Annotated in this window: 18 protein-coding genes; 12 read left to right on the forward strand and 6 right to left on the reverse strand. The window is 65.8% G+C overall.

Annotated elements, in window-relative coordinates; genetic code table 11:
- The first annotated feature begins 15 nt into the window (after nucleotides 1-15).
- On the forward strand, nucleotides 16-804 hold the full coding sequence (locus P12x_RS02790) for a transglutaminase-like domain-containing protein (RefSeq protein WP_435009306.1): 789 nt from the start codon (nucleotides 16-18) through the stop codon (nucleotides 802-804).
- 14 nt (nucleotides 805-818) lie between these two features.
- On the opposite strand, the gene P12x_RS02795 is transcribed toward P12x_RS02790, so the two are convergent.
- Together P12x_RS02795 and P12x_RS02800 are read right to left on the reverse strand one after the other, a co-directional pair.
- Nucleotides 819-1,526 (reverse strand): Uma2 family endonuclease, encoded by a 708-nt coding sequence (locus P12x_RS02795; protein ID WP_435009307.1) that lies wholly within the window; start codon nucleotides 1,524-1,526, stop codon nucleotides 819-821.
- A gap of 62 nt (nucleotides 1,527-1,588) precedes the next feature.
- Complete coding sequence (locus P12x_RS02800; protein WP_435009308.1) at nucleotides 1,589-2,062, reverse strand: RrF2 family transcriptional regulator; 474 nt, start codon at nucleotides 2,060-2,062, stop codon at nucleotides 1,589-1,591.
- Nucleotides 2,063-2,192: 130 nt separating this feature from the next.
- On the opposite strand from P12x_RS02800, the gene P12x_RS02805 reads away from it, so the two are divergent.
- The 10 genes from P12x_RS02805 (at nucleotide 2,193) to P12x_RS02850 (ending at nucleotide 14,179) form a co-directional block, all read left to right on the forward strand.
- Nucleotides 2,193-2,576: a group I truncated hemoglobin gene (locus P12x_RS02805; RefSeq protein ID WP_435009309.1), complete on the forward strand. Its 384-nt coding sequence runs from the start codon at nucleotides 2,193-2,195 to the stop codon at nucleotides 2,574-2,576.
- A 10-nt stretch (nucleotides 2,577-2,586) separates the two neighbouring features.
- Nucleotides 2,587-3,567 (forward strand): 2Fe-2S iron-sulfur cluster-binding protein, encoded by a 981-nt coding sequence (locus P12x_RS02810; protein ID WP_435009310.1) that lies wholly within the window; start codon nucleotides 2,587-2,589, stop codon nucleotides 3,565-3,567.
- Between the two features lie 151 nt (nucleotides 3,568-3,718).
- Nucleotides 3,719-6,016, forward strand: coding sequence for a nitric-oxide reductase large subunit (locus tag P12x_RS02815; RefSeq protein WP_435009311.1), 2,298 nt, complete (start codon nucleotides 3,719-3,721; stop codon nucleotides 6,014-6,016).
- 30 nt (nucleotides 6,017-6,046) lie between these two features.
- Nucleotides 6,047-6,610 carry a hypothetical protein gene (locus P12x_RS02820; protein WP_435009312.1) on the forward strand — a complete coding sequence of 188 codons (564 nt, stop codon included), beginning with the start codon at nucleotides 6,047-6,049 and terminating at the stop codon, nucleotides 6,608-6,610.
- 216 nt (nucleotides 6,611-6,826) lie between these two features.
- A complete protein-coding gene (locus P12x_RS02825) occupies nucleotides 6,827-9,202 on the forward strand; it encodes a DUF1592 domain-containing protein (protein ID WP_435009313.1) in 2,376 nt (791 codons plus the stop codon).
- Nucleotides 9,199-10,545 (forward strand): DUF1552 domain-containing protein, encoded by a 1,347-nt coding sequence (locus P12x_RS02830; RefSeq protein WP_435009314.1) that lies wholly within the window; start codon nucleotides 9,199-9,201, stop codon nucleotides 10,543-10,545. Before P12x_RS02825 ends, P12x_RS02830 begins: the two co-directional genes overlap by 4 nt.
- 33 nt (nucleotides 10,546-10,578) lie before the next feature.
- Complete coding sequence (locus P12x_RS02835; RefSeq protein ID WP_435009315.1) at nucleotides 10,579-12,111, forward strand: ankyrin repeat domain-containing protein; 1,533 nt, start codon at nucleotides 10,579-10,581, stop codon at nucleotides 12,109-12,111.
- Nucleotides 12,112-12,506: 395 nt separating this feature from the next.
- Complete coding sequence (locus P12x_RS02840; RefSeq protein WP_435009316.1) at nucleotides 12,507-12,680, forward strand: hypothetical protein; 174 nt, start codon at nucleotides 12,507-12,509, stop codon at nucleotides 12,678-12,680.
- A gap of 45 nt (nucleotides 12,681-12,725) precedes the next feature.
- A complete protein-coding gene (locus tag P12x_RS02845) occupies nucleotides 12,726-13,061 on the forward strand; it encodes a hypothetical protein (RefSeq protein WP_435009317.1) in 336 nt (111 codons plus the stop codon).
- Between the two features lie 287 nt (nucleotides 13,062-13,348).
- Entirely contained in the window at nucleotides 13,349-14,179 is an 831-nt protein-coding gene (locus tag P12x_RS02850; RefSeq protein WP_435009318.1) for an alpha/beta hydrolase family protein, read from the forward strand.
- A 52-nt stretch (nucleotides 14,180-14,231) separates the two neighbouring features.
- Here the strand turns inward: P12x_RS02850 and truB are convergent, their stop codons facing one another.
- The gene (gene truB, locus P12x_RS02855) at nucleotides 14,232-15,146 is read right to left on the reverse strand and encodes a tRNA pseudouridine(55) synthase TruB (RefSeq protein ID WP_435009319.1); all 915 of its coding nucleotides are present in this window, start codon (nucleotides 15,144-15,146) and stop codon (nucleotides 14,232-14,234) included.
- A gap of 186 nt (nucleotides 15,147-15,332) precedes the next feature.
- Nucleotides 15,333-18,557 carry a PAS domain-containing protein gene (locus tag P12x_RS02860; RefSeq protein WP_435009320.1) on the reverse strand — a complete coding sequence of 1,075 codons (3,225 nt, stop codon included), beginning with the start codon at nucleotides 18,555-18,557 and terminating at the stop codon, nucleotides 15,333-15,335.
- A 674-nt stretch (nucleotides 18,558-19,231) separates the two neighbouring features.
- On the opposite strand from P12x_RS02860, the gene P12x_RS02865 reads away from it, so the two are divergent.
- Nucleotides 19,232-20,197 carry an acyl-CoA desaturase gene (locus P12x_RS02865; protein WP_435009321.1) on the forward strand — a complete coding sequence of 322 codons (966 nt, stop codon included), beginning with the start codon at nucleotides 19,232-19,234 and terminating at the stop codon, nucleotides 20,195-20,197.
- An 80-nt stretch (nucleotides 20,198-20,277) separates the two neighbouring features.
- Here P12x_RS02865 and P12x_RS02870 read toward each other — a convergent pair whose 3' ends face one another.
- Entirely contained in the window at nucleotides 20,278-21,735 is a 1,458-nt protein-coding gene (locus tag P12x_RS02870; RefSeq protein ID WP_435009322.1) for a DUF1501 domain-containing protein, read from the reverse strand.
- 31 nt (nucleotides 21,736-21,766) lie between these two features.
- On the reverse strand, nucleotides 21,767-24,457 hold the full coding sequence (locus P12x_RS02875) for a PSD1 and planctomycete cytochrome C domain-containing protein (RefSeq protein ID WP_435009323.1): 2,691 nt from the start codon (nucleotides 24,455-24,457) through the stop codon (nucleotides 21,767-21,769).
- Nucleotides 24,458-24,475 lie beyond the last annotated feature (18 nt).

Below are 24,475 nucleotides of genomic sequence, written 5' to 3' on the forward strand. Positions count from 1 at the left end.
CCGAGGGGATCGTCCATGCTGCTGTCCGTCCGATCTGCCGCCGCCTTCGAGTTGACGGTCGAGACGTTCCTGTCCTTGATGGTCGAGCCCCCCCTGTTCGGCCCCGCTCACCGGGTCGAGCAGGAGTCGCTGTCGACGACGCCGACGAAGTTCTGCGAGCTGCGCTCCGACCTCTACGACAATCCCCTCCGCCACCTGATCGCGCCGGCCGGGCAGTTCTCGTATGATTTCACGGCGCGGATCGAGTCGGCCCCGAATACCCTCCTGCCTTCGGACGCCGTGGAGCACCCCCCCCAGGAGATCCCCGCCGAGGTGATGGTCTATACCCTCCCCTCGCGATTCTGCCAGTCGGACCTGCTGGCCCGGATGGCGTTCGACGAGTTCGGCAAGATCAGGCCGGGCGGGGGGCGGGTCCTGGCCATCGCAGACTGGGTCCGGCAGCACGTCGAGTATCGCTACGGGACGACCGACTCGAAGACCTCGGCCTTCGACACGGCGACCGAGCGGGTGGGCGTCTGCCGCGACTTCGCCCACCTGGTCATCGCCTTCTGCCGGGCCCTGACGATCCCCGCGCGTTACGTCTCGGGCTACGCCCTCGGGCTGGAACCGCCCGACTTCCACGGGTTCGCGCAGGTCTATCTCGGCGGGACCTGGCACAATGTGGACGCCACTTACGAGGGCGTCCGGCCCGCCCTGGTCCCGATCGCCGTGGGCCGCGACGCCGCCGACGTGGCGATGACGACCTCGTGGGTCCCCAACACCTTGATCTATCAGACGGTCGAGGTCCACGAGATCCAGGATTGAGCCGGCCGATCGCTTCAACCGCGCAGGCGATCGAGGAAGTCGGCATGAGCGGGGCTGGCGATCCCCAACTGCAACGCATCGAGGGCCTTCACCAGGTCGGAGGAGATCAGGGCCGTAGGGTCGAGCCAGAGGCCGGGAAAGACCTCGCTCCGCAGGAGTCCATCGGGGCCGATCGGCAGACGATCGTACTCGCCCTGACGGAGGACGAACCAGTCGATCGCCCGATCCAGGACCCGCCAGACCAGATATTCGCGGACGTTATTGCGCCGATAGACCCGGAGCTTGGTGTTGAGGTCGATGCTCGCGGTGCTGGCCGCGATCTCCACCACCAGTTCCGGGGCACCTTCGACGTAGTCGTCCTCGCTGAGAGTCGCCTGTCCGCCTCGGGCGGGCTCGATAAGCATGGCTGCGTCGGGTTGCGGCATATTATCGCCATCGAGACGCACGGTTGCGTTGTCGCCGACGATCACGCCGGGTGTGTGGGCCCAATAGAACATCAGCCAGCCGATTAGGGCAGCATGAGGGGAGGCGTGCCGGTTCAGGCGTACGGGCGACGACATATACACTACCCCTTCGATGAGTTCCGCCTTCTTGAGCCCAGGCATCGCGTCGAATCGACGTTCGAATTCCTCCCGGGTCAGGTGGTCGCCCGGCTCCAGCGGGGGCGTCGATCGTCGGGCCGGGATGACGGTCTCGGATTGTGCCACGGTCACGGCCTCCATCGAGGGGCGAGGACTCGGCCCGGCCTCGATTATCCGGCAGGATGATCCCGGCGACAAGGCTGTCAGCCCGGGTCGGCTCCCCCGGCTCCCTCGTCATCCGGGCGAAAAACTTCCCAGATCGACAGCAACTCGCGACGCTGCCCCTGGAAGCTCGCGAGCGTGTACTCGTTCAGCACCTTCAAGAACGCCTGCTGGGCCCGCGCGAGGGCGCCCTTGAGGCCGCAAGCCGGGGCAATCGGGCAGGTGTTCGTCGCCGGATCGAAGCATTCGACCAGATCGAAGTGGGGCTCGGTCTGCCGGACCAACCATCCCACGTTGATATCGGCCGGGTCCATCGCCAGCCGGAAGCCACCGCCCCGGCCCCTCGTCGAGGCCACCACGCCCAGATCGGCCATCCGCTGGACCACCTTGGTCAGGTGGTTCCGGGAGATCCGGTAGCTCCGGCTGATCTCCTCGACCGTGACCTGCTTATCCGGGTGGGCGGCCAGGTAGAGGGCCACCCGCAAGGAGTAATCCGAGAATTGGGTCAGATGCAAAGGAGTCGCTCCGCCGTCTTCATTCGCTCGGATGCATTATCGCAGGGAACTTGACAATTCCCAGCCCTTCGGGATAAATAGGTATTCGTAATGCCTGTTTTCGGCCCGATCCAATCAAGGAGTGGAAATCATGGCGACCCTGTATGAAGAACTGGGCGGTGCCCCGGCGGTGGAAGCGGCGGTGGAGCTTTTTTATCGGAAGATGCTGATGGACGATCGTGTCGCGCACTTCTTCGACGACACGGACATGGAGCGGCAGATGGCCAAGCAGGCCGCGTTCCTGACGATGGTCTTCGGGGGGCCGCACCAGTACACGGGACGCGACATGAGGGAGGGCCACAAGCACCTGGTCGCCCGGGGCCTGAACGACTCCCACGTGGATATCGTGATCGGCCACCTGGGAGACACGCTCCGCGAGTTGGGCGTCGGCGAGGAGCAGATCCGGAAGGTGGCCGACCTGGCGAACTCGGTCCGGGATGATGTCTTGAACCGGGAACCCCAGCTTCAGGGATAAGGGGGGTGTGATGGCGAGCCTGCGGTTCGAAGGACGGTCGATCGAGCTTCAGGATGGCGAGACTGTCCTGGAGGGCCTGCTCGGCGACGGGCGACGCATCCCCCATTCCTGCCGGGCCGGGGCCTGCCGGTCTTGCCTGATGCGAGCGGTCGAGGGGCGGCCTCCCGAGTCGGCCCAGGTCGGCCTGAACGATGGCCAGAAAGCCCGGGGTTACTTCCTGGCGTGCGTCGCTCGCCCTTCGGAACCCCTGGTCGTCGACCTGGGAGGAGAGGGGCTCCAGCGGACTCGGGTCGTGATCGCCTCGATCGAACGGATCGGCGAGAATGTCATCCGGGTCCTGCTCGATCCGGAATCCGGCTTCGACTACCGACCCGGGCAGTTCCTGACCTTGATCCGAGACGATGGCCTGGCCCGAAGTTATTCGATCGCCAGCCTGCCCGATCGCGATCGTTCCCTGGAATTGCACGTAAAAGTCCTGGAGGGGGGCCGGATGAGCCGGTGGCTGGCCGACGAGGCCCGCCCCGGCGACCGGGCCTCGATCCAGGGGCCGTCGGGCGATTGCTTCTATGTGCCGGGCCAGGAAGACCAGGAGATCGTCCTGGCGGGGACCGGGACGGGGCTGGCCCCGCTCTTCGGGATCGCGCAGGATGCGCTTCGTCGGGGACATCGGGCGCCCGTGACCCTCTTCCACGGCGCCCGGGGGCCGGAGGGCCTCTACCTGGCCGAGCAACTCCGCGGGCTGGAACGTCAGTTTCCGACGTTCCGGTATGTCCCTTCCTGCATCGATGGCGAGCCGCGAGAAGGGATCGAGATCGGCCTACTGGAAACCGTCGTGCTCGGCCGGATCTCGACCTTCCAGGGTCGGCGCGTCTATCTCTGCGGGAATCCCGCGATGGTGCAATCGCTGCGCAAGAAGGTGTTCTTGAAAGGGGCCCGGATGAAGGAAGTCTTCGCCGATGCTTTCCTCGCCGCCCCGGTCCCGGTGGGTTGAGCCGGGGGGCCGACTCCTCGCGGGCCCTTCCCGGGCGAGTCCGGGGCCGGGAGGAGAGCCTCGTTCGATCAGATCGAGGCTTGCGTCATTGACGCCGACGCCGTTCCGGTCAACCATGTGGCATCCCCTACCCCCGACAGGACCAGCGATCATGAATCGTCGACGCCCGATGACGGTTTCCCCGCTCTGGTTGCAGGGATCGATCCTCACGTTCCTGATCGGATTTTCCTTCCTGAGCTTCTCGGCGATCCGGATCTACCAGGATCATGCGCCGGTCCCCGATCGGATCGTGGATGAATCGGGGAAGGTGCTGCTCACGGGCCAACAGATCCTCGACGGGCAAGAGCACTTCCTCACTTATGGCCTGATGCAATACGGCACGGTTTACGGACACGGGGCCTACCTCGGGCCGGACTTCACGGCCGACTACCTGCACCGAGCCGCGGTGCATATGAATAAGCGATATGGCGACGACGAGTCGGCCCGAGGGCGGACCCTTCGCGAATGGCAGGCCAATCGCTACGATCCCGCGACGGGGACGCTGACCTGGACCGAGGGGCAGGTCACGGCCTTCGACGAGATCCACGATCACCTGCGCGATACGGTCTACAACCGGCAGGCCAGCGGCGCGGGGCTCAAGCCGGGGATGATCGCGGACGAGGCCGAGACTCGGGCCATCAGCGCCTTCATCGCCTGGACGGCCTGGACGGGCGTGGCCCGGCGGCCCGACAAGCCCTATTCCTACACGAACAACTGGCCACCCGAGGATCTGGTCGGCAACACGCTGACCGGCGATGCGATCCTCTGGAGTGCGCTGTCGCTGGTCACGCTTCTGGGCGGGAGCGGCCTGGTCCTGGGCCTCTACAGCCGGCACTCGCAGATGATCGGGTGGCACGAGTCCGAGGAACGTCGGGTCCGGTTCGTGCCCCCGGACACCGTGGCCTTGACGCCCGCCCAGCGGGTGACCGCCTGGTTCTTCCTGGTCGTCGCCGCGTTGTTCCTGCTCCAGAATCTGATCGGGGGCGCGACCGTGCATTACATGGTCGAGGCCGGCGGCTTCTTCGGGATCGACCTCCCCCGGTGGCTCCCCTACAACCTGACGCGGACGTGGCACCTCCAGCTGGCGATCTTCTTCGTGGCGACGGCCTACCTGGCCGCCGGGATCTTCCTGGCCCCGCTGATCGCCGGCCGCGAGCCCCGAGGCCAGGCGACCCTCTCGGCCCTGCTGCTGGCGGCCCTGGCGATCGTCGTCTTCGGGAGCCTCGGCGGCGAGTACCTGAGCTTCCACGGCCTGCTGCCTCGCGGCTCTCGGTCGTTCTTCGGCGCCCAGGGGTGGGAATATCTGGATCTGGGCCGATTCTGGATGTATCTCCTCATCGCGGGGATGATACTCTGGGTGGCCATCATCTATCGGGGGCTCCGGCCCCGCCTGGCCGTCGAGAGTCGGGGGAACCTCCCCTGGCTGTTCCTCTACAGTTCGCTCTCGATCCCGGCCTTCTATGCGATCGGCCTGCTGACCCACACCCAGTCCACGTTCGCGATCGGCGATTTCTGGCGGTTCTGGGTGGTCCACCTCTGGGTCGAGGACTTCCTGGAGCTATTCACCACGATGTTGGTGGCCCTGATCTTCGTGCTGATGGGGATCGTCTCGGAGCGATTCGCGACCCGGCTGATCTATTTCGACGTGATGCTCTATTCGATCGGCGGGGTCGTCGGGACGCTCCACCACTGCTATTTCAGCGGCGGTCCCGCCGTCGAGATGGCGCTGGGGGCCTTCTTCTCGGCGGCCGAGGTGATCCCCCTGACGCTCCTGACGGTCGAGGCCTGGTCGTTCCTCCAACTCGGCAATCGGCAGCAGGCCTCGGGAGGGCCGGCGTTCCCCCACCGGTGGGCGGTCCTCTTCCTGGCCTCGGTCGGGTTCTGGAATTTCCTGGGCGCCGGGGTCTTCGGCTTCCTGATCAACATGCCGGTCGTCAGTTACTACGAGATCGGCACGCTGCTCACCTCGAACCACGGGCACGCGGCATTCATGGGCGTTTACGGGATGCTCGCCCTGGCCTTGCTCGCATTCTGCACGCGATACCTGGCCCGGCCCGAGGACTGGAACGAGGGCCTGGTCCGGTTCTCGTTCTGGGCGACGAATGTGGGCCTGATGCTGATGATCCTGGGGCACCTGTTCCCGCTGGGCGTGCTGCAACTGGCCGACGTGTTAACCAATGGATACTGGCACGCCCGGACCGAATGGTTCGCCAACTACCCGTGGTTGTCCTGGGCGAGGATGCCGGGCGACGTGGTCTTCATGGCCGGGTCGGCCCCGCTGGTCTGGCTGACCCTCAAGGTCGCGCTTCGGACCCGCAAGAGCCCGGCCCCGGTGGAGCGGGCCGAGGGCGAGACCCTGGCCACCCTCTATACCGAGATTACCCCGGCCGGGACGGCGTCGAGAGACTGAGCGGATCGCCACCTAGCGGGGGACTTCTCGATGCTGCCAAGACTGACGGTCTGGGGCTTCTCGGTCGATCCGGGGCTGGTCTTGCTCCTGGCCTATCTGGTCCTGATGTGGGTCGGTGGCTGGGCCCTGGAATTCCTCGCCAGGGTCCATTTTCGGCGAGCCCAGCAGGCGGCCCACGTGGGGTTCGAGTACGATGGCGTGCTCGACCGGTACGAGTGCCCGCAAGGCGAATTGCTCACCCTCCAGACCTTCGACGATCGGAACAAGCTCGCCATCTACACCGCGCCGGCCTCGTCCTGCAACGAGTGCTCACTCAAGGCGTTTTGCACGCCTCATGACGAGGGCCGTCGCGTCTACCGGACGCTCGCCGAGTTTCACGAGACCGATGTCGGGCGGTTCCACCGATGGCTCTCGCTGGTGATCCTCGCGACATCCCTGGCGTTCTCCGCGGCGGGGATCGTCGCCTGGTGGAACAGGCCGGGCGAGTGGATCCTCGTGATCGCGACCTGCGTGAGCCTTGTCCTCCTCGGGCTCGATATCCGAGACTCTCCCGCGAGCCATGCGGCCCGGATGTCCGAGCCGCCGGGCTCGTGAACCCTCCTCAACCCATCCCGAATTGCCGACGAGGCGAAGGCACTTCGGCCGGTCGCCCACATCCCGGGCCGCCGAGACTCAAATCATTTTTCGATCCCCGCGTGAATCCCGAGGGCTCGGAGGGTAGAATCAACGAACATCGAGCCTTGAATCCGTAGACTCCCGCCCTGGGCCTCCCGGCCCGGTCGAGAGTCCACCCCGTCGGAGCCTGGCGTCATGAATCGACTCCTCACGGGGGTCCGTTGCGGGCTGCCACTCTTGCTGTTCCTGGGCGGTTTCGCGATCCCGATCCTCGGTCAGGAACCATCGAGGATCTCGCCTTCATCGGAGGATCACCGGGCGATTGTCTCGTTCGTGAATCGCTTCTGTGTCGAGTGTCACAACCCCGACGATCGGAAGGCCGAACTGGACCTCGAATCGATCCGGGTCGAGGGCGTGGAACGACACCCGGAGGTCTGGGAGAAGGTCGTCAAACGGCTGGGAGCCCGCCAGATGCCCCCCGAGGGGGCGGTTCGCTCCGGGGCCCTGGCGAACGAGGAGATGGTCGCGCGGCTCGCTGGCCTGCTCGATCGAAGGGCCGCCGATCATCCGGCTCCCGGCCGGACCGAGACCTTCCGGCGACTCAACCGGACCGAGTATCAGAATGCCATCCGCGACCTGCTCTCGCTCGAGATCGACGCATCGGCATTCCTGCCGATCGACGAGTCGAGCCGGGGGTTCGACAACCTGACGGTGGCCGACCTCTCGCCCACCCTCCTGGATCGATACATCACGGCGGCCCGGGAGATCAGCCGGCTGGCCGTGGGAACTCCCCGGAGTTCGCCCGGCGGAGACACGATCCGGATCCCGGCCGATCGGACCCAGGAGGAGCATGTCGAGGGCCTCCCGATCGGGACCCGAGGCGGTGCCCTGATCCGCTACACGTTCCCGAGGGATGGCGAGTACGAGGTCCAGCTCCGGCTGGCGAGGGACCGCAACGAACACGTCGAGGGTCTCCGGGAGCCTCACGAGGTCGAGATCCTGCTCGATCGCCGGCGAATGGCCCTGTTAACCGTGACGCCGCCCGGATCGGAGAGCGAGCATCAGACCGCCGACGCCCACCTGAAGGTCCGGGTCCGGGCGACGGCCGGGCCGCACGATCTCGGGGTGACCTTCCTCAAGAATCCCTCCTCCTTGCTGGAGACGAAGCGTCAGCCGTTCCAGGCGCATTACAACATGCACCGGCATCCTCGGCTCTCCCCGGCGCTGTTCCAGGTCTCGATCACCGGCCCCTATCAATCCCAAGGGCCGGGCGATTCTCCCAGCCGCCGACGGATCTTCATTTGCCAGCCCGATGACCCGAGCCGGGAGCAAGACTCCGCCCGGGAAATCCTCTCGGGCCTGACCCGGAGGGCCTATCGGCGACCGGTCACGGCTGAGGATCTCCGGACTCCGATGGAGTTCTACCGCGAGGCGAGGAAGGAAGGCGACTTCGACTCCGGGATCGAGATGGCCCTGAGCGCGATCCTGGTGAATCCCCGGTTCCTGTTCCGGATCGAGGCCGATCCGCCCGGCCTTGCGCCGGGTTCGGCCTACCGGGTGCCCGACATCGCGCTGGCGTCCCGCCTCTCGTTCTTCCTCTGGAGCAGCATCCCGGACGATGAGCTTCTCGGACTGGCGGAGCGTGGCGATCTGAGCAAGCCCGGCGTCTTCGAGCGTCAGGTCCGCCGGATGCTGGCCGACCCTCGGTCGCGGAGCCTGGTGGACAACTTCGCGGATCAGTGGCTCCACCTCCGGAACCTGGACTCGATCACCCCCGACCTCCGCCTCTTCCCCGACTTCGACGATAACCTCCGGCAAGCGTTCCGGAAGGAGACCGAACTGCACTTCGAGGAGATCCTCCGCGAGGATCGGAGCGTCCTCGATCTCTTGAAGTCGGATCATACTTACTTGAACGAGCGACTGGCCCATCATTACGGGATACCGCACGTCTCCGGGAGTCATTTCCGGCGGGTCGAGCTCGGCGAGGATGGGGTCCGGGGCGGGCTGCTCCGGCAGGGGAGCATCCTGATGGTGACCTCCTATGCCACCCGGACCTCTCCGGTGATCCGGGGCAAGTGGATCCTGGAAAACATCCTGGGGACGCCCCCTCCTCCCCCTCCCGCCAACATCCCGGCCTTGAAGGAAAACACGGTTTCCTCGTCGCTCTCGGTTCGCGAGCGGCTGGCCGAGCATCGACGGAACGAGGCCTGCGCGGGGTGCCACAAGCTGATGGATCCCCCGGGCTTCGCGCTCGAGAACTTCGATGCGGTCGGCCGCTGGCGTGACTTCGAAGAGGGCCGGCCGATCGACTCGACCGGAGGTCTTCCCGACGGGAGCGAATTCGAGGGCGTGACCGGCCTGGAGCAGGGGCTCCTGAAACGCCCCGAGCTGTTCGTCGGGACCCTGACGGAGAAGCTCCTGACCTTCGCCCTGGGGCGCGGGGTCGAATCGTTCGACGCCCCCGCCGTCCGGAAGATCGTCCGGGATGCCCGAGCGTCGGACTATCGGTTCTCGTCCTTGATCCTCGGGATCGTGACCAGCACCCCCTTCCAGATGAGGACATCGGAATGATTGTCACGAAGAAGGCCCTGCCGCGCCGGACGTTCCTCCGAGGGCTGGGGACGATGCTCTCGCTCCCGCTCCTGGACGCGATGATCCCCTCGATGACCGCCCTGGCCGCCACGCCGGCCGACCCGGTCCGGCTCCGTCGCCTGGGCTTCGTCTTCATGCCGATGGGCGCCGACCTCCCCCGGTGGACCCCTCCGGGAGCGACCCTCGACGAGCTTTCGCCGATCCTCAGCTCGCTGGCCCCGGTCCGTCGGCACGTGACGGCGATCACGAACCTGGAGCTGCGGAACGCCTACCCCGGGACCCACGCGACCTCCAATGCCGCCTTCCTGAGCGCGGCCTCGGCGAAGCTGACCGAGAGCACCGACTACCATCTCGGCACGACCGTCGACCAGATCGCCGCCCGGCAGATCGGCCAGGGCACGCAGTTGCCGTCGCTCGAAATGTCGATGGACCTGCTCTCGACCGTCGGCCAGTGCGACAACGGCTACGCGTGCGTCTATCAGAATAACCTCTCGTGGTCGTCGCCCACGACGCCGCTCCCCTCCGAGGCCCACCCTCGGATCGTGTTCGAACGCCTGTTCGGCGAGGGGGGGACCGCCGACGACCGGAGGGCCTCCCTGAAGAAGCGAGCCAGCCTGCTCGACTCGGTGAACGACGAGATCGCCCGCCTGGGCCAGCAACTCGGCCCGGCCGATCGCGCGAGGGTCGGACAATATTTGGAGACCGTCCGCGAGGTCGAACGCCGGATCCAGAAGGCCGAGGTCGACGCGAAGGAGAACACCCTGCCCGACCTCGACCGGCCCGTAGGAGTCCCGACCTCCTATGCCGAGCACGCCCGCCTGATGTTCGACCTCCAGGTGCTCGCGCTCCAGGGGGATATCACACGCGTCATCACCTTCCAGCTAGCCCGAGAGACCAGCTCCCGGACCTATCCCGAGATCGGCGTGCCCGACCCGCACCACCCGCTGACCCACCACGGGAACGACCCCGACAAGATCGCGAGGATGGCGAAGATCAACCAGTTCCACGTCTCGCTGTTCGCCGAGTTCCTGGCGAAGCTGGAGGCCACGCCCGAGGGGAACGGCTCGCTGCTGGATCACTCGCTCTACCTCTACGGGAGCGGGATGGGCAACCCCAACGTCCACGATCATACCAACCTGCCGATCCTCGTCGCCGGCGGGGCGGCGGGGAAGATGAGGGGCGGTCGCCATATCCGCTATGAGAAGCCCACGCCGCTGGCCAACCTCCACTTGACCCTGCTCGACAAGGTTGGCGTCCGACTCGACTCCTTCGCCGATAGCCGGGGCAAGGTCGATGAACTGTTCGACCCGCTCTCGATCTGAACCAGAGCCTAGATCGATCGGGAGGCAATCGCGATGAAACAGGTTCGATCCGATATTGCTGCCTTCGTCCTGATCCTGGTCGCTGTCACCTCATCGGTGAAGGGCGGAGACTCCCCCATGGCCGATGCCGCCGAGAAGGCGGATTGGACCGGGGTCGATGCGCTCCTCGACCGGCACGCCGAGGTGAACCGTGCCCAGGTCGACGGGATGACCGCGCTGCACTGGGCGGTCCATCGCGATGACCTCACCGCCGCGAGGCGGCTGATCGAGGCCGGGGCCGACGTCAAGCTCGAGAATCGTTACGGCGTGACGCCCCTCTCGATGGCCTGCACGAACGGCAACGGAGCGATCGTCGAGCTGCTGCTCGAAGCGGGGGCCGACCCGAATACCAAACTCCGGGGCGAGGAATCAGTCCTAATGACCGCCGCCCGGACCGGGAAGATCGGCCCGGTGAAGGCCCTGATCGCCCGAGGGGCCGACATCAACGCGAGGGAGCGCCGGGGGCAGACCGCCCTGATGTGGGCGTCGGCGGAAGGCCATGCGGAAGTCGTCGAGGCGCTCCTCGGGGCCGGTGCCGACTTCCGGACCCCGCTCGCTTCCGGGTTCACCCCGCTGTTCTTCGCCGTCCGCGAAGGCCGGACCGAGGTCGTCCGGATCTTGCTCGCGGCCGGGGCCGACGTCAACGAGGCAATGCAGCCCCGGACATCGTCCGGCAAGGCTCCCCGAAGGGGGACCACCCCCTTGATCCTGGCCGTCGAGAACGGGCACTTCGAGCTGGCCGTCGCCTTGCTGGAAGCGGGAGCCGACCCCAACGACCAGCGATCCGGCTTCACCGCGTTGCACACCCTGACCTGGGTCCGCAAGCCGAACCGGGGCGACGGCGACGACGGCGACCCCGCCCCGATCGGCTCGGGGAATCTGACCAGTCTCGGGTTCGTCGAGAAGCTCGCCCAGCACAAGGCCGACGTCAACGCCCGGCTCAAGCGAGGAGCCTCGGGACAGGGCATCCTCCGGAGGACCGGGGCCACGCCGCTCTTGCTGGCCGCCATGACCGCCGACGTCCCGCTGATCCGTGCCCTCCTGAAGCTCGGTGCCGATCCTCTCCTGCCCAATGCCGACCATGCCACCCCCCTGATGGCCGCCGCCGGCCTGGGGACGCTCGCCCCCGGAGAGGAGGCCGGGACCGAGGCCGAGGCCCTGGAAGCGGTCCGGATCCTGATGGAACTCGGCAGCGACGTGAACGCCGTCGACGACAACGGCGAGACCGCCATGCACGGAGCGGCCTACAAGAGTTTGCCCGGGGTCGTGCAACTCCTCGCCGATCATGGGGCGCGGGTCGAGGTCTGGAACCGGAAGAACCGCTACGGCTGGACCCCATTGGCGATCGCCGAAGGCCACCGTCCCGGCAACTTCAAACCCTCGCCGGAAACGATCGCCGCCCTCCAGCGGGTGATGGCCACAGGGGCTCGGGCCATCCCCGGCGAGGGGCGGAATAAGGTGCCGGCGGACCCCGCAGAAGAGCCTGCGAGCGGGCTACCTCCCCGCCATCGCGAGCCGCCTGCTTGACCGGGTATGACCTCGGATCCATGTGGCCTCGACCAGGGACGTCCAGTCATTGAGGACGAACTCCGGCACGGATAAAATGAGGCGATCCGACGACCGTCGAAAGTGTAACGGCTTAATATCCTCTCGAATTCGTCAGGATTTCGCTCCTCGTTAAACGACTTACGTCGAAGCTAAACTAACACGGTGGAAATAAAGAACAGAATTAGCAATCGGGTGCCGGAACGTGGGGGCGGGATGGAGGAGAAATTTGTCAGCTACGCCTTCCGCGATGTGCCCCGGAAGAAGATCGTGAAATATGCCAGGCAATATGACGGTGTGGACATGGACACTTGATGGGTGCGGACGAGGAAAACTTCCCGTTATTGATCAGAGACGGAGAAAATGATTACTTCGTGATGTTTTGGAACGTCTACAACGGGATGATGTGCCACTTGGATGAAGACCCTGTCAGGGCCCACGCAACGGCGAAGTACCTGCTGGAGAACGCCTACCCAGTCTTCGACTCGCCCCAAGATGCGGAGCGATGGGCTCAGGAGCACGACTGGCCCAGGAAGCCCCGGAACGCCTGAACCATCGTCGGCGCGGACAGTTCGTCTCCCTGGTGAGACCCCGGCATGAGACTGCCCCACGTGCGGTTCACAGTCTGGAAGCTGATGGTCGCGGTGGCGGCCGTGGCCACACTCCTGGCCTTAGCCCTCGCGATCGGTTACGAAGGGAGACCGGACATCCATCGCCTGGTCGCCGGTCGCGAGGTCGTCATCTCGGCCCCGCATCTCACCGAACCCTCGGGGGCTGGAGTGGCCATGGGGACGCGGGTGATCGTCGCGGCCGATGACCAAGACGATGAGAGCTACAGATCGGAGCGCCGTGAGGTGATCGTGACACTACCCAGCGGCAACCACCTGAGCGTTCGACGCGAAGACTTAAGGCCAGTGAGCTGGGGCGATTGATCCGGAGTGGGAGGACTTCAGATCGCGAACGAACTGACACGCTTGGACTATGTGGTGCATCCGGCTTGTCCGCTGTCACTGGCCTCGCGGAGGAGATGATGGTCCCGCAATAGTTTGGGTCGTGCGGCTGGTATAGCTCGATTTGCCGGATGCACCATATGAACGGCGGTTGACAGTTACTTCCCGTCCGATCGAAAATCGATAACTGAACTGTAGCGACTCGGGTCCCATCAATCCGAGGTCACACCCCCTTGACCAGACAAGCGGAAGCCAGGAGAGACTCCTCCATGCACCGTTCAAGCGCCATCTTTTTCCTGCTGTTGGGGGGCCTCGTCGGGGCGGATCGGACCCTCGTGGAGGAAAGCCGCGCCGACGATCGGGGGAGCCCTGCCGTCCTGATCTTGCCCGGCGAGCGACTGACCGTCGATGGGCATCCCGGCTTCCTATTCCTGCCTCCCGAGGGGAAACGAACCAGCCCCCAGCCCTGGGTGATGTATGCACCGACCCTCGCGGGCTATCCCGATAGCCACGAGAAATGGATGCACGAGCGATTCCTGGAAGCGGGTATTGCCGTCGCCGGGGTCGACGTGGGGGAGGCGTACGGCAGCCCGAAGGGCCGGGAAGGACTTACGGCCCTGTATCGCGAGCTGACCGAAAAGCGCGGGTTCGCCCGACGTCCGGTCCTGCTCGGTCGGAGCCGAGGCGGTCTCTGGGTGACGAGCTGGGCCGCCGAAAACCCCGAGAAGGTCGCCGGGATCGCCGGGATCTATCCGGTCTTCGACCTCCGGACCTATCCCGGCCTGGACAAGGCCGCACCCGCTTACGGACTGTCGGAGGCCGCGCTGAAGGAGAAGCTGGACGATCTGAACCCGATCAACCGGGTCGGGGTGCTGGCCCGGGGCGAAATCCCCGTGTTCATCATCCACGGTGATGACGACAAGGTGGTCCCCCTCCCGGACAACTCGGCCGCGCTGGTGAAGAGATATCAAGAGGCCGGGAAGTCGGATTCCGTCACGTTGATCGTCGCGAAAGGGCAGGGGCACAACTTCTGGGAGGGATTCTTCCGGTGCCAGCCCCTGGTCGATTTCGTCATCACGAAGGCGAAGCAGGCGAGATGACGATCGGCCGCCTGCTCCGGGGCCGATCGCTCCGAATTTCCCGACAAGTCGTTCAAGACGGGCTCGCGGTCGCCAGGACTCTCCGAGGTTGGATCGAGCCGTGCGGGGTCACCTCGGCCACGGCGACCAGTGCCCCATCCGGCCCGACGAGGGCAACCTCGGACCTCGTTTCAAACGTGCCGGGGATCCTCTCGGCACTCAGGCCCTTGCCCATCAGGACGGCCTCGACTTGCTCGTTCGTGATCGCGACCCGGGTGAGTTCTCCCAGGGCGTCGAGGCTCGGACGGAGCCCGTTCAGGATCGTTTCGATGGGCAGGCCGGTCGGGTCAATCGCCTCGGATTGGAGGAACGGGCCGATCCGGGTCCGGATCAGGACCTCGATCAGGCCGCCACATCCGAGGATCTCGCCCACGTCCCGGGCGATCGACCGGATATAGGTCCCGCTCCCGCAGTCGACGGTGAATTCCAGCCGGGGCCACTCGTACGAGATCAGGTCGACCCGGTCAACCCGGACGGGCCGGGCGGCCAGTTCGACCGCCTGGCCGGATCGGGCGAGGTCGTAGGCCCGGCGTCCCTCGACCTTCAAGGCCGAGAACTGCGGCGGGATCTGCTCGATCAGGCCGATCTGCGACGCCAGGGCCGCGAGCACTTCGTCCAGGCTCGGGATCCGGGGGTTCGCCTCGATTTCAATTTGACCGTCGGCGTCGAGCGTGTCGCTCCGGGCTCCCAGGCGGACGACGGTCCGGTACGCCTTGGGCATCCGCTGGACGTACTCGATCAGACGGGTCGCCGCTCCGACGCAGACCACCAGGACCCCCGAGGCCAGCGGGTCGAGCGTCCCCGCGTGGCCGACTTTCACCTTCCGGAGCGGTCGGGAGATGAGGTCGACCACGTCCCTCGAAGTGACTCCCGACGGTTTTTCCAGGTTCAACAAGCCGCTCAGGCGGCCCTTATCCGGGCTCGACATCCGACATCCTTCTCGACTGATGGGGCAATGCCCAGGACTGGGCCGGGGTTGAAGGAGGCTATTCGACCCGGTTTCGCCGATCCAGGTCAAGGGAACCCGAGGAATCGACCGATCCCTTTTGATCCGCTCATCGGCTCGTTAGCCCGGATCGCCGGGCGAGAGACTCGGGACCGCGACCGGGATTGTTCAGTGGGAAGGGCCCCAGCGTCGGATCGTCTCCTGGAGGGCCTGGGGCCGGATGGGCTTGGTGAGATAGTCGTCCATGCCGGACTCCAGGCAGCGCCGGCGGTCCTCCTGCATGGCGTTGGCGGTCAGTGCGATGATCGGGACTCGCCGCCCTCCGGTGGTTTCTCTGCGCCGGATCTCGGTCGCCGCGTCGAGCCCGCCCATGACCGGCATCTGGATATCCAGGATGATCAGGTCGTAGGACGACCCTTCCATGGCCTCGATGGCTTCGCGTCCGTTGCAGACCACGTCGACGGACCCCCCGAGCCGTTCGATCATCCGAGAAGCGACGAGTCGATTGATCTCCTGGTCCTCGGCCAGGAGGATGCGGATCGGGACTTCGAGCCGATCGACTTTCAGGATGTTCGCCGGCCCGTGCGGGAGGAGTTCGGCTGGGGCTCCGACGTCCAAGCGGATTTCGACCCAGAAGGTACTACCGCGATTCGGCAGGCTCTCCACGCCGACCTGTCCGCCCATCAGCTCGGCGAGTTGCCGGACGATGGAGAGACCCAGGCCGGTCCCCCCGAGCTTCCGGGAGGGGTCTCCCTGGACCTGGGTGAAGCTATCGAAGATCCCGACTTGATCCTCGAGCGAGATGCCGATCCCGGTATCCCGGACCGAGATCCGAATCCTCGCGTCTTTGGGGCGGATCTCCAGGAGTTCCGCCCTCATCTCGACCCGGCCGGAGTCGGTGAACTTGAGGGCGTTGCCCCCGAGGTTCGTCAGGACCTGGCGGATCCGGGTCGGGTCGCCCATGACCCGGGCGGGGATCGCGGGATCGACCGCAGCAATGAGGGCGAGCCCCTTCTGGAGGGCCCTGGGCCGGAGCAGGCTGGCGATCTCCTCGAAGATCGATCGGAGGTCGCAAGGGACGAGGTCCAGGGTCATCTTTCCGGCCTCGATTTTCGAGAGGTCGAGGATGTCGTTGATGATCGCCAGCAAGGCCTCGCCGCTGGCGTGGATCGAGGCGGCGTAGCTGCGCTGGATCGGGTTCAGGTCGGTGTCGAGGAGGAGGTCGGCCAGCCCGATGACGCCGTTCATGGGAGTCCGGATCTCGTGGCTCATGTTGGCCAGGAAGTTCCCCTTGGCCAAAGTCGCGGCCATCGCCTCGTCGCGAGCCCGGCGGAGTTCCTCGCGTTGTTCCCTGCGTTCGGTCACGTCCTGGGCCGTGCCCCGGATTCGAACGACCCGCCCGCCCTCATCGCGGACCACCTCGCCCTGGGCGATGATCCATCGGTGGACGCCGTCGGGTCGGGTCATCTCCAGTTCCAGCTGGTAGGGCTCGCCGGTCTCCAGCGCCCTGTCCACCATCGAGCGGAGCAGTCGGAGACTCTCGGGGGTGTAGAGCTGGTCATGATCGATGAGCCGGGGCGCGTCCCGGGCCGGGTCGAGGCCCGCGATCCGGAACAGTTCGTCCGACCATGTCGTGCGGTCTTCGATCGCGTCCCACTCCCAGCTCCCCACCTCCGCCAGCCTCTGGGCTTCCCTCAGGCTGGCCTCACTCTCGCGGATCGCCTGGTTGGCGAGGGCCAGGTCGGCGGTCCGCTCCTGGACTCGATGCTCGAGGCTTTCGTTGAGCAGGCGAATCTGTACCTCGGAATCTTTAAGCTCGGTGATGTCGAGGTTCACGCCGAGCATCCGGACCGGACGGCCTTGCCCGTCGAAGTAGGTGGCACCCCGCCCGGAGAGCCAGTGGGTCGAGCCGTCGGGCCAGATGACCCGATATTCGACCTCGTAGGGCACTCCCGGCGCCATGGCTCGCTCGGCGGCCTCCCGGACCAGCTCTCGATCGTCGGGATGGACGATGGTGAGATATTCCGAAAAATCCTCGAACGGCCGATCGTCAAGCCGGCCGTAGAGTAGGGCGATCGAGTCTTGATAGGGGATGGAATCCTCGACGATGTCCCACTCCCAGTGGGCGATCCGGGCGGCCGAGAGGGCGAGTCGTTGACGCTCCTCGCTGGTCCTCAAGGCGTGCTCGACCCGCTTCTGGTCCTCGATGTCGGTCAGGGTGCCGATCCAGCGGACGACCCGACCCGCCTCGTCCTTGACGGGCAAGGCCCGGCCGAGCTGCCATCGATAGTCGCCGGAGTTTCGCTCCCGGAACCGATACTCGATCTGGTACGGCTCGCCCGATCGGACCGCCCGATACCAGGTTTCGAGGCAGCGATCGCGGTCGTCGGGATGGAGGAAGGTGGTCCAGTAATCATCGCTGCCGAAATCGCGAGGTTGTCCCGAGTAGTCGTACCATCGTTCGTTCCAGTAATCGGCCTGCCCGTTCGAGTCGGCCGTCCAGACGATCTGGGGCATTGCATCGGCCAACTGCCGGAACCGGCTTTCGCTCTCCCGGAGCCTATGCTCGGCCCGCTTGGCCTCGGTGATGTCTCGGGCGATCTTGGAGAACCCGATCAACCGCCCGCTGTCATCCGAGATCGGCGAGATCGTCAGCGAGACGTCGATCAGGTCGCCCGACTTGGTCCGTCGGATCGTCTCGAAATGCTTCACCCGCCCGCCTTCGCGGAGCCGGGACTGGATCATCGATTCCTCATCCTGCCGATCCGGCGGGAGCAGGAACGAGACCGGGCGACCGATCACTTCTTCGGGGGTGTAACCGAGGAGCCGTTGGGCGCCGGCGTTCCAGGATGTGATGAGACCTTCGATATCCTTGCTGATGATCGCGTCATCGGAAGATTCGACGATGGTCGCCAGCCTGGCCCGGTCCTCCCGGGCCCGCTTCAAATCCTCGATGACCCGGGTCAACTTCTCGGTCCGTTCGGCAATAACCCGTTCCAACTCCGCCGGGCTCTTCATCGCGATGATGGTCGGCCAGGCTCGACGGATCGCCCACGCCGTCCACCACGAGGCAGCCCCGGTGGCGATCAAGATATGTCCCGAGAAGCGGTACATCGGCCGGAAGAAGGAGACCATGTCCAGGAAATGGCCCAATCCGCAGAAACCGATGAAGAGTCCGAAGGCCAGGAGCGATTCCCGGAACGGAGCAAGATCGGGTCGCCGTTGGCCCAGTCGCCAGATCAGCAGGGGGATGGCCATGTAGGCCAGCCAGATCGACGCATTTCCCGCGACGTGCTCCCAGACGAGCCAGTCGGGCCAGAGGCCGCAGAGCCGACGAGGTACGAAACCATCGGTGCTGAAAAGGTTCCGGAAGATCTGTTCGAACGCTGTCATGAAGATCCGGACTCCACGGAAAGCGACCCACCACGGCCCGTGGCCTACGCCCGATAACTTCTACAGATCCAGCCGACAGGAAAGGGGGGGAACCGAAGCGGGGAGAGCTTTAAAGCCAACCCCGTATCCCATTCGGCGATTGTTATTCGGTTATATTAGGCTTGGGTGTGATCCGAGACAATCTTCGTCAAGGATCTCGATCGAAAGATCGAGACGAATTGTGTCGGCCGAATGTTCCGAGAGTGTTCGTCGGATTCGAATGGCGATGGGACACTGACTTTGGGAGGAGGCTCAGCAGGACGGGGGTGATCCTCAGGTGACGACCCAGGTCCAACCTCTTCAAATTCGATCTCATTAATATAACATTCAAGGCCTGGCCTGATCAAGCAAGAGCAATGAAAGCTTCGGCAAGATCGGCGATTTCCTGTGGCCGATTTGACGAAATTAACTATAACATAGGATGAATCATGACGAAGTCTACCGAATTCGCCGGGGGGATTCTTCTCCTAAAGCGTGAGTCGGCACGATCTTCTTCGAACCTCGGTGGCTCCCGACGCAGGATTCATGCACGAGCGATTGCAGGTCGGGTCAAGCCTCGAGACAATTAATGGCGATTTTCCACCCCTGAAAGAGAGAGGAGGCCCGGCACCCGGTTCTCCGGGACACGAGGCCCTATGAGCACGACGACGACGCCGCCCGCATCTTACATCGCCTGGCCCTCCCTGGCCTGGATCGGTGCCCTCCACGCCGGGGCCTTGCTGGCGTTCTTGCCCGCCTACTTCACGTGGCCGGCGTTTGTGGCCTTCCTGGTGGGCTACTGGCTCACCGCCGGGATCGGGATCTGCCTGACCTATCACAGGCTCCTGGTCCACCGGAGTTTCGCGCTCCGCCCCCGGTGGCTCGAATACTTCCTGACCGCCCTCGGCTGTTGTGCCTCCGAAGGCGGGCCGATCGGGTGGGTGGCCGACCATCGCCTCCACCACGCCCACGCCGACGACGAGCATGACGTCCACAGCCCGATCCGGGGGCTGGCCTGGGCTCACATGTTCTGGTGGATGACGCCCGACAGCGTCTTCTACCACAACCCGGCGTATTACGCGCGATGGGCCCCCGACCTGGTCGCCGACCCGGTCCATCGCTGGCTGGAGCGGACGCACCTGCTCTTCCCGCTAGCGACGGCCATCATCCTCTACGCCATCGGCGGGATGCCCTGGCTGGTCTGGGGATTCTTCGCCCGATCGGTGGCGGTCCTCCATTCGACCTGGCTGGTCAATTCGGCGACCCACAAGTGGGGCTACCGGAGCCACGAGACGCGCGACCAGTCGACCAACCTCTGGTGGGTGGCCGTGCTGGCCTTCGGCGAGGGTTGGCACAACAACCACCACGCCTTCCAGACCTCGGCCCGGCACGGCAACCGCTGGTGGGAAATCGATCCCACTTACGGGACGATCCGGCTGATGTCCTGGTTCGGCCTGGCCCACAAGATCAAGCTGCCCAAGGCTACCCGAGGGCCGCACAAGGGGGATCCGGGTCGGACTTCGGCCGCACTGATCGGGGTCGGTTCCGAATCGGCCGAGCGGAGGGCCTCGGGCGGTTCGCTGGTCGAGGATCCCGACGTCGGGCTCACGACCCCTGCCTGACTCCCGATCGAGGGTCGGAACGCTTTGATGAGGCCGGGACCTCCGCCCGTCGGCAGTCCCGGCCTCCGTCGCGCCCGGGCTCAGGCCAGGATGTTCTCGACCACATGCCCATGGACGTTCGTCAGTCGGCGCTGGATGCCGTTATGGTAGAAGGTCAGCCGTTCGTGGTCGATCCCCAGAAGATGTAGGACGGTCGCGTGGAGGTCGTAGGTCGTGACCGGATCGACGACCGAGGCGTAGCCGATCTCGTCGGTCTCGCCGTGGGCGAAGCCTCGCTTCAGGCCGGCACCGATCAAAAGATTGGTGAACCCCTGGGGATGGTGGTCGCGGCCCCGATTGATCTTGCCGCTATCGGCCTGGGCGAAGGGAGTCCGGCCGAATTCGGTCGTGATCATGACCACGGTCGATTCGAGCAGGCCCCTTTGCTTCAGGTCGCGGATCAGGCCGGCGATCGGGCGGTCGACGCGGAGGGCCTCGCCGGTGTGGCTCTTGTAGCCGGTCCCGGTGATGTCGTCGTGGGCGTCCCAGGAGACGCCGTCGCCGGTCCAGAGCTGGACCATCCGGACCCCTCGCTCGATCAGGCGTCGAGCGGTCAGGCAGTTCCGGGCGGTGTCCCGGCAGTTCTCGCGGTCGAGGCCGTAGAGGTCCTTGATGTGGTCGGGCTCGTTCGAGAAGTCGGTCGCCTCGGGGATGGCGGCCTGCATCCTCGCGGCCAGCTCGTAGCTCCGGATGCGCGCAATCAGGGGGTCGGTCTGCGACTCCTCCTCCAGGTGGATCGCGTCGAGTTCCTTGAGCAGCTCCAACCGGGCGTGCTGGACCTCGGGCCCGGCACCCCCGGCGGGCTGGAGGTCGAGGATCGGGGCCCCGCCCCGGGTGTTGAAGGAGACCCCCTGGTGCTGCGCGGGGAGGAACCCGCTGGTCCAGTTGAAGGCACCACCGGCGGCGTTGGGGATGCCCCGGGCATCGGGCAGGACGACGAAGCTCGGCAGGCTATCGTTCTCGGTCCCCAATCCGTAGGAGAGCCAGGCCCCCATCGAAGGGAAGCCCATCTGGCGGAATCCGGTGTTGGCCTGGAAGATCCCCGGGATGTGGTTGGCCGTCTCGGCCACCATTGAGCGGATCACGGTCAGCTCGTCGGCCACCCCGGCGATCTCGGGGAATAGCTCGGAGACCCAGAGTCCGCTCTGGCCCCGCTGCTTGAACTCGTAATGCGACTTGTGGAGCAGCCCAACCTTGCCGTTGAAGACGTCGAGCTTCCCCTGGCCCTGGGGCAGGCCCTTGCCGTGGGACTTCTCCAGCTCGGGCTTGTAGTCGAACGAGTCGACCTGGCTGAGCCCGCCGCCGAGGAAGATGTGGATGACCTGCCTGGCCCTGGGGGCGTGATGCAAGGCCGAACGCCCGGCGACCTCCGCCGCCCGGAGCTGCCCGTCGCGGAGAAGGAGGTCGGCCGCGGCGATCGCATGGACGCCGAACACCGCGTCGCGCAGGAAGTCCCGGCGTGTCGCCTGGATTGGCCTTCGCTCGGCATCTCGACTCATCGCGGAATCTCCCCGAATCGGGATCGTTGTTTCAATCCAGGAACAAGAACTCATTGGTGTTGAACAGGACCAGGCAGAAATGATCCAGCCCGAGCTTCGCGACGAATGACCGGGCCGCCGCCTGCTCGCTCGCCTTCGGCGACCGGGAGAAGGCCAGACGCCAGGCACGTTCGATCTGGCGGTCGGGATCGTCGCCCGCCTCGTGGCGGACCCGCTCGGCGAATCGTCCGGCGCACTTCTCCATGAACGAGTCGTTCATCATCGAGAGCGACTGGACCGGCGTGATCGTGCTGTTCCGCCGAGGTGCGAGCACCGAGGGATCGGGGCAGTCGAGCGATTCGAGCATCGGATGATTTCCCGACCTCGCCCAGAGCCGGTAGATCGTCCGCCGGTTCGTCGCCTCGGAGAACTCGCCGGTCGGGTCGGTGAACGTATGATTGTTCCCCAGGTCGACCTTCATGTCGCGATAGCTCGGCCCTCCCATCCGGCGGTTCAGGGCACCGGCGACCATCAAGGCGGCGTCGCGCAGGGCCTCGCCTTCCAGTCGGCGACGGGCGGCCCTCCAGAGCAGCCGAGCTTCGGCGTCGACCTTCTCGGCCGCCTCGTTGCTCACCCGCGAAGCCTGGCGGTAGGTGGCCGAGTTGACGAGCAATCGATGCAGATCCTTGAGCTTCCAGCCCCCATCGACGAACCGCGAGGCGAGGTAATCCAGCAGCTCGGGATGGCTGGGGAGCCCTCCGTTGTAGCCGAAGTCACTGGGCGTCTCGACCAGTCCCCGTCCAAAATGGTAATACCAGACCCGATTCGCCATCACCCGAGGGGGCAGGGGGTTCCGGGGGTCGCTGAGCCATCGGGCCAGCGCCGCTCGTCGGTCGGCCTCCGGCGCGTTGGGCTTGAGTCCGAAGTCACCCGGAAGGCCAGGGATCGACTTCAGGGCCGAGGGAGCGACCACCCCCAGGGGCTTCCGGTAATCTCCCCGATCCAGCAAGGCGAACGTTGGCGGCTGGCGGGGGATGATGACGTGCGCGGACCCGGAGAATTCGGGCCGGCCCTCCTTCGGCTTGAGGTCGATGCCCTTCCGCTCCCCCTCCTCCTGGTTCACCCCGCCCAGGAGCGCGGCGACCTGGTAATACTCCTTCTGGGTGATCGGGTCGAATTTGTGGTCGTGGCAGCGGGCGCACTGGATCGTGAGACCGAGATAGGTCTGGCCGAGCGCCCCGACCAGATCCTCGATCTCGTCCCATCGCGAGGCCCGCTTCATCGGCTCCGAACCCTCGTTGTGCGCGACCTGATCCCAGGTCCCGGCCACGTGGTAGCCGGTGGCGATCAGGGCGTCGAGGTCGCCGGGGTGCAGCACATCCCCGGCGATCTGGAGTCGGACGAACTCGTCGTAGGGCAGGTCGCGGTTGAGGGCATCGATCACCCAGTCGCGATAGCGCCAGGCATTTTCGCGGATCCGGTTGCGTTCGAAACCCTGGCTCTCGCCGAAGCGGATCACGTCGAGCCAGTGGCGTGCCCATCGTTCGCCGTAGTGGGGCGAGTCGAGGAGATGGTCGACGAGCTTTTCGTAGGCCAGGGGATTCTCATCCTGGACGAACCGGTCGACCTCCTCGGGCTCGGGCGGCAGGCCGGTCAGGTCGAAGGAGAGGCGCCGGATCAGGGTCCGCCGGTCGGCCTCGGGGGCCGGGTCGAGCCCCTTCGCTTCGAGCTTCGCGAGCACGAAGCGGTCGACGTCGTTCCTCGGCCAGCCGTCGGCCTTCACCGGGGGCGTCGAGGGATGCCGGACCGGCTGCAACGACCACCAGTCGTAGCCGGCACGTCGGTCATTGGTCGCGACGAAGGGGTCGATCTCGGGGCTCCCCCAGCGCGCCCCGTCGGCGATCCATCCTTTGATGATCTGCTTCTCGGCGTCGGTCAGCTTCGGGCGGCCCTTGGGCATCTCGCCCGAATCGATCTGCTCCCAGAGCAGGCTCTCCTCGGGCTTGCCCGGCTCGATGGGGGCGCCACCGTCTCCCCCCGTCAGGGCGGTCGCCTCGGTCGAGAGGCTCAGGCCCGCCTTGCGGATCGACCCCCCGTGGCACTCCAAACAATGCCGGGCCAGGATCGGCGCAACCTTCTCATCGAATGTCTTGATGGCGATCGGGTCGCGAGGTCGGGACGGTCCCGGCTCGGGGGCCGATCCCCCCTCTCTCCAGATCTCGACGCCCGAGAGGTTCGCCGCGCCCCCGCGAGTGGTCAGTTCGATCGTCCCCGATTTGACCTCGACGGGCCAGGGCCCCAACCGCTTCCAGCTTCCCGCCCGACCGCTGGAGAAGTTGTGGAGGACCTCGCGGTCGTCCAGCTCGACGCTGTAGGTCTCCGGGTCATTGTCCTCCCAGACGTACAGGAAGACTCGATAAGCCCCGTCCGGCACGTTCTCGAATTTCAGGGAGACAGCCCCTCCCCAACGGCTCGACCGGATCATCAAGGCCCGGTCGGGGTCGGTCGGCGGGTCGAGCGGGACGTCCTGATTATCGAAGGCCTGGGCGGAGATCGTCAGGTCCGGGGCGTCACCGCCGTCCCAGGTCCGGCCGTCGATGACGACCGGAGGCCCATTGAGGTTGATCCCCCGGAAGAATTCCGAGCGAGGCTCGTCCGCCATCGCCGGCCCCCAGGCGGCCACCCACAAGGTCAGGACCCAGGCCATCCCGACCCATCCCGAAGCCGTTCGATCGGTCGCCATGAAGTCGCCTCGAAGAGA

This window comes from Tundrisphaera lichenicola, from assembly GCF_051175385.1.
GTDB lineage: Bacteria > Planctomycetota > Planctomycetia > Isosphaerales > Isosphaeraceae > Tundrisphaera > Tundrisphaera lichenicola.

What these genes read in the sequence shown, in the direction of transcription:
- P12x_RS02790 (WP_435009306.1), top strand. Translation starts at nt 16, where the DNA reads ATGCTGCTGTCCGTCCGATCTGCCGCCGCCTTCGAGTTGACGGTCGAG.
- P12x_RS02795 (WP_435009307.1), bottom strand. Translation starts at nt 1,526, where the DNA reads ATGGAGGCCGTGACCGTGGCACAATCCGAGACCGTCATCCCGGCCCGA.
- P12x_RS02805 (WP_435009309.1), top strand. Translation starts at nt 2,193, where the DNA reads ATGGCGACCCTGTATGAAGAACTGGGCGGTGCCCCGGCGGTGGAAGCG.
- P12x_RS02810 (WP_435009310.1), top strand. Translation starts at nt 2,587, where the DNA reads ATGGCGAGCCTGCGGTTCGAAGGACGGTCGATCGAGCTTCAGGATGGC.
- P12x_RS02815 (WP_435009311.1), top strand. Translation starts at nt 3,719, where the DNA reads ATGAATCGTCGACGCCCGATGACGGTTTCCCCGCTCTGGTTGCAGGGA.
- P12x_RS02820 (WP_435009312.1), top strand. Translation starts at nt 6,047, where the DNA reads ATGCTGCCAAGACTGACGGTCTGGGGCTTCTCGGTCGATCCGGGGCTG.
- P12x_RS02825 (WP_435009313.1), top strand. Translation starts at nt 6,827, where the DNA reads ATGAATCGACTCCTCACGGGGGTCCGTTGCGGGCTGCCACTCTTGCTG.
- P12x_RS02830 (WP_435009314.1), top strand. Translation starts at nt 9,199, where the DNA reads ATGATTGTCACGAAGAAGGCCCTGCCGCGCCGGACGTTCCTCCGAGGG.
- P12x_RS02835 (WP_435009315.1), top strand. Translation starts at nt 10,579, where the DNA reads ATGAAACAGGTTCGATCCGATATTGCTGCCTTCGTCCTGATCCTGGTC.
- P12x_RS02840 (WP_435009316.1), top strand. Translation starts at nt 12,507, where the DNA reads ATGTTTTGGAACGTCTACAACGGGATGATGTGCCACTTGGATGAAGAC.
- P12x_RS02845 (WP_435009317.1), top strand. Translation starts at nt 12,726, where the DNA reads ATGAGACTGCCCCACGTGCGGTTCACAGTCTGGAAGCTGATGGTCGCG.
- P12x_RS02850 (WP_435009318.1), top strand. Translation starts at nt 13,349, where the DNA reads ATGCACCGTTCAAGCGCCATCTTTTTCCTGCTGTTGGGGGGCCTCGTC.
- truB (WP_435009319.1), bottom strand. Translation starts at nt 15,146, where the DNA reads ATGTCGAGCCCGGATAAGGGCCGCCTGAGCGGCTTGTTGAACCTGGAA.
- P12x_RS02860 (WP_435009320.1), bottom strand. Translation starts at nt 18,557, where the DNA reads ATGACAGCGTTCGAACAGATCTTCCGGAACCTTTTCAGCACCGATGGT.
- P12x_RS02865 (WP_435009321.1), top strand. Translation starts at nt 19,232, where the DNA reads ATGAGCACGACGACGACGCCGCCCGCATCTTACATCGCCTGGCCCTCC.
- P12x_RS02870 (WP_435009322.1), bottom strand. Translation starts at nt 21,735, where the DNA reads ATGAGTCGAGATGCCGAGCGAAGGCCAATCCAGGCGACACGCCGGGAC.
- P12x_RS02875 (WP_435009323.1), bottom strand. Translation starts at nt 24,457, where the DNA reads ATGGCGACCGATCGAACGGCTTCGGGATGGGTCGGGATGGCCTGGGTC.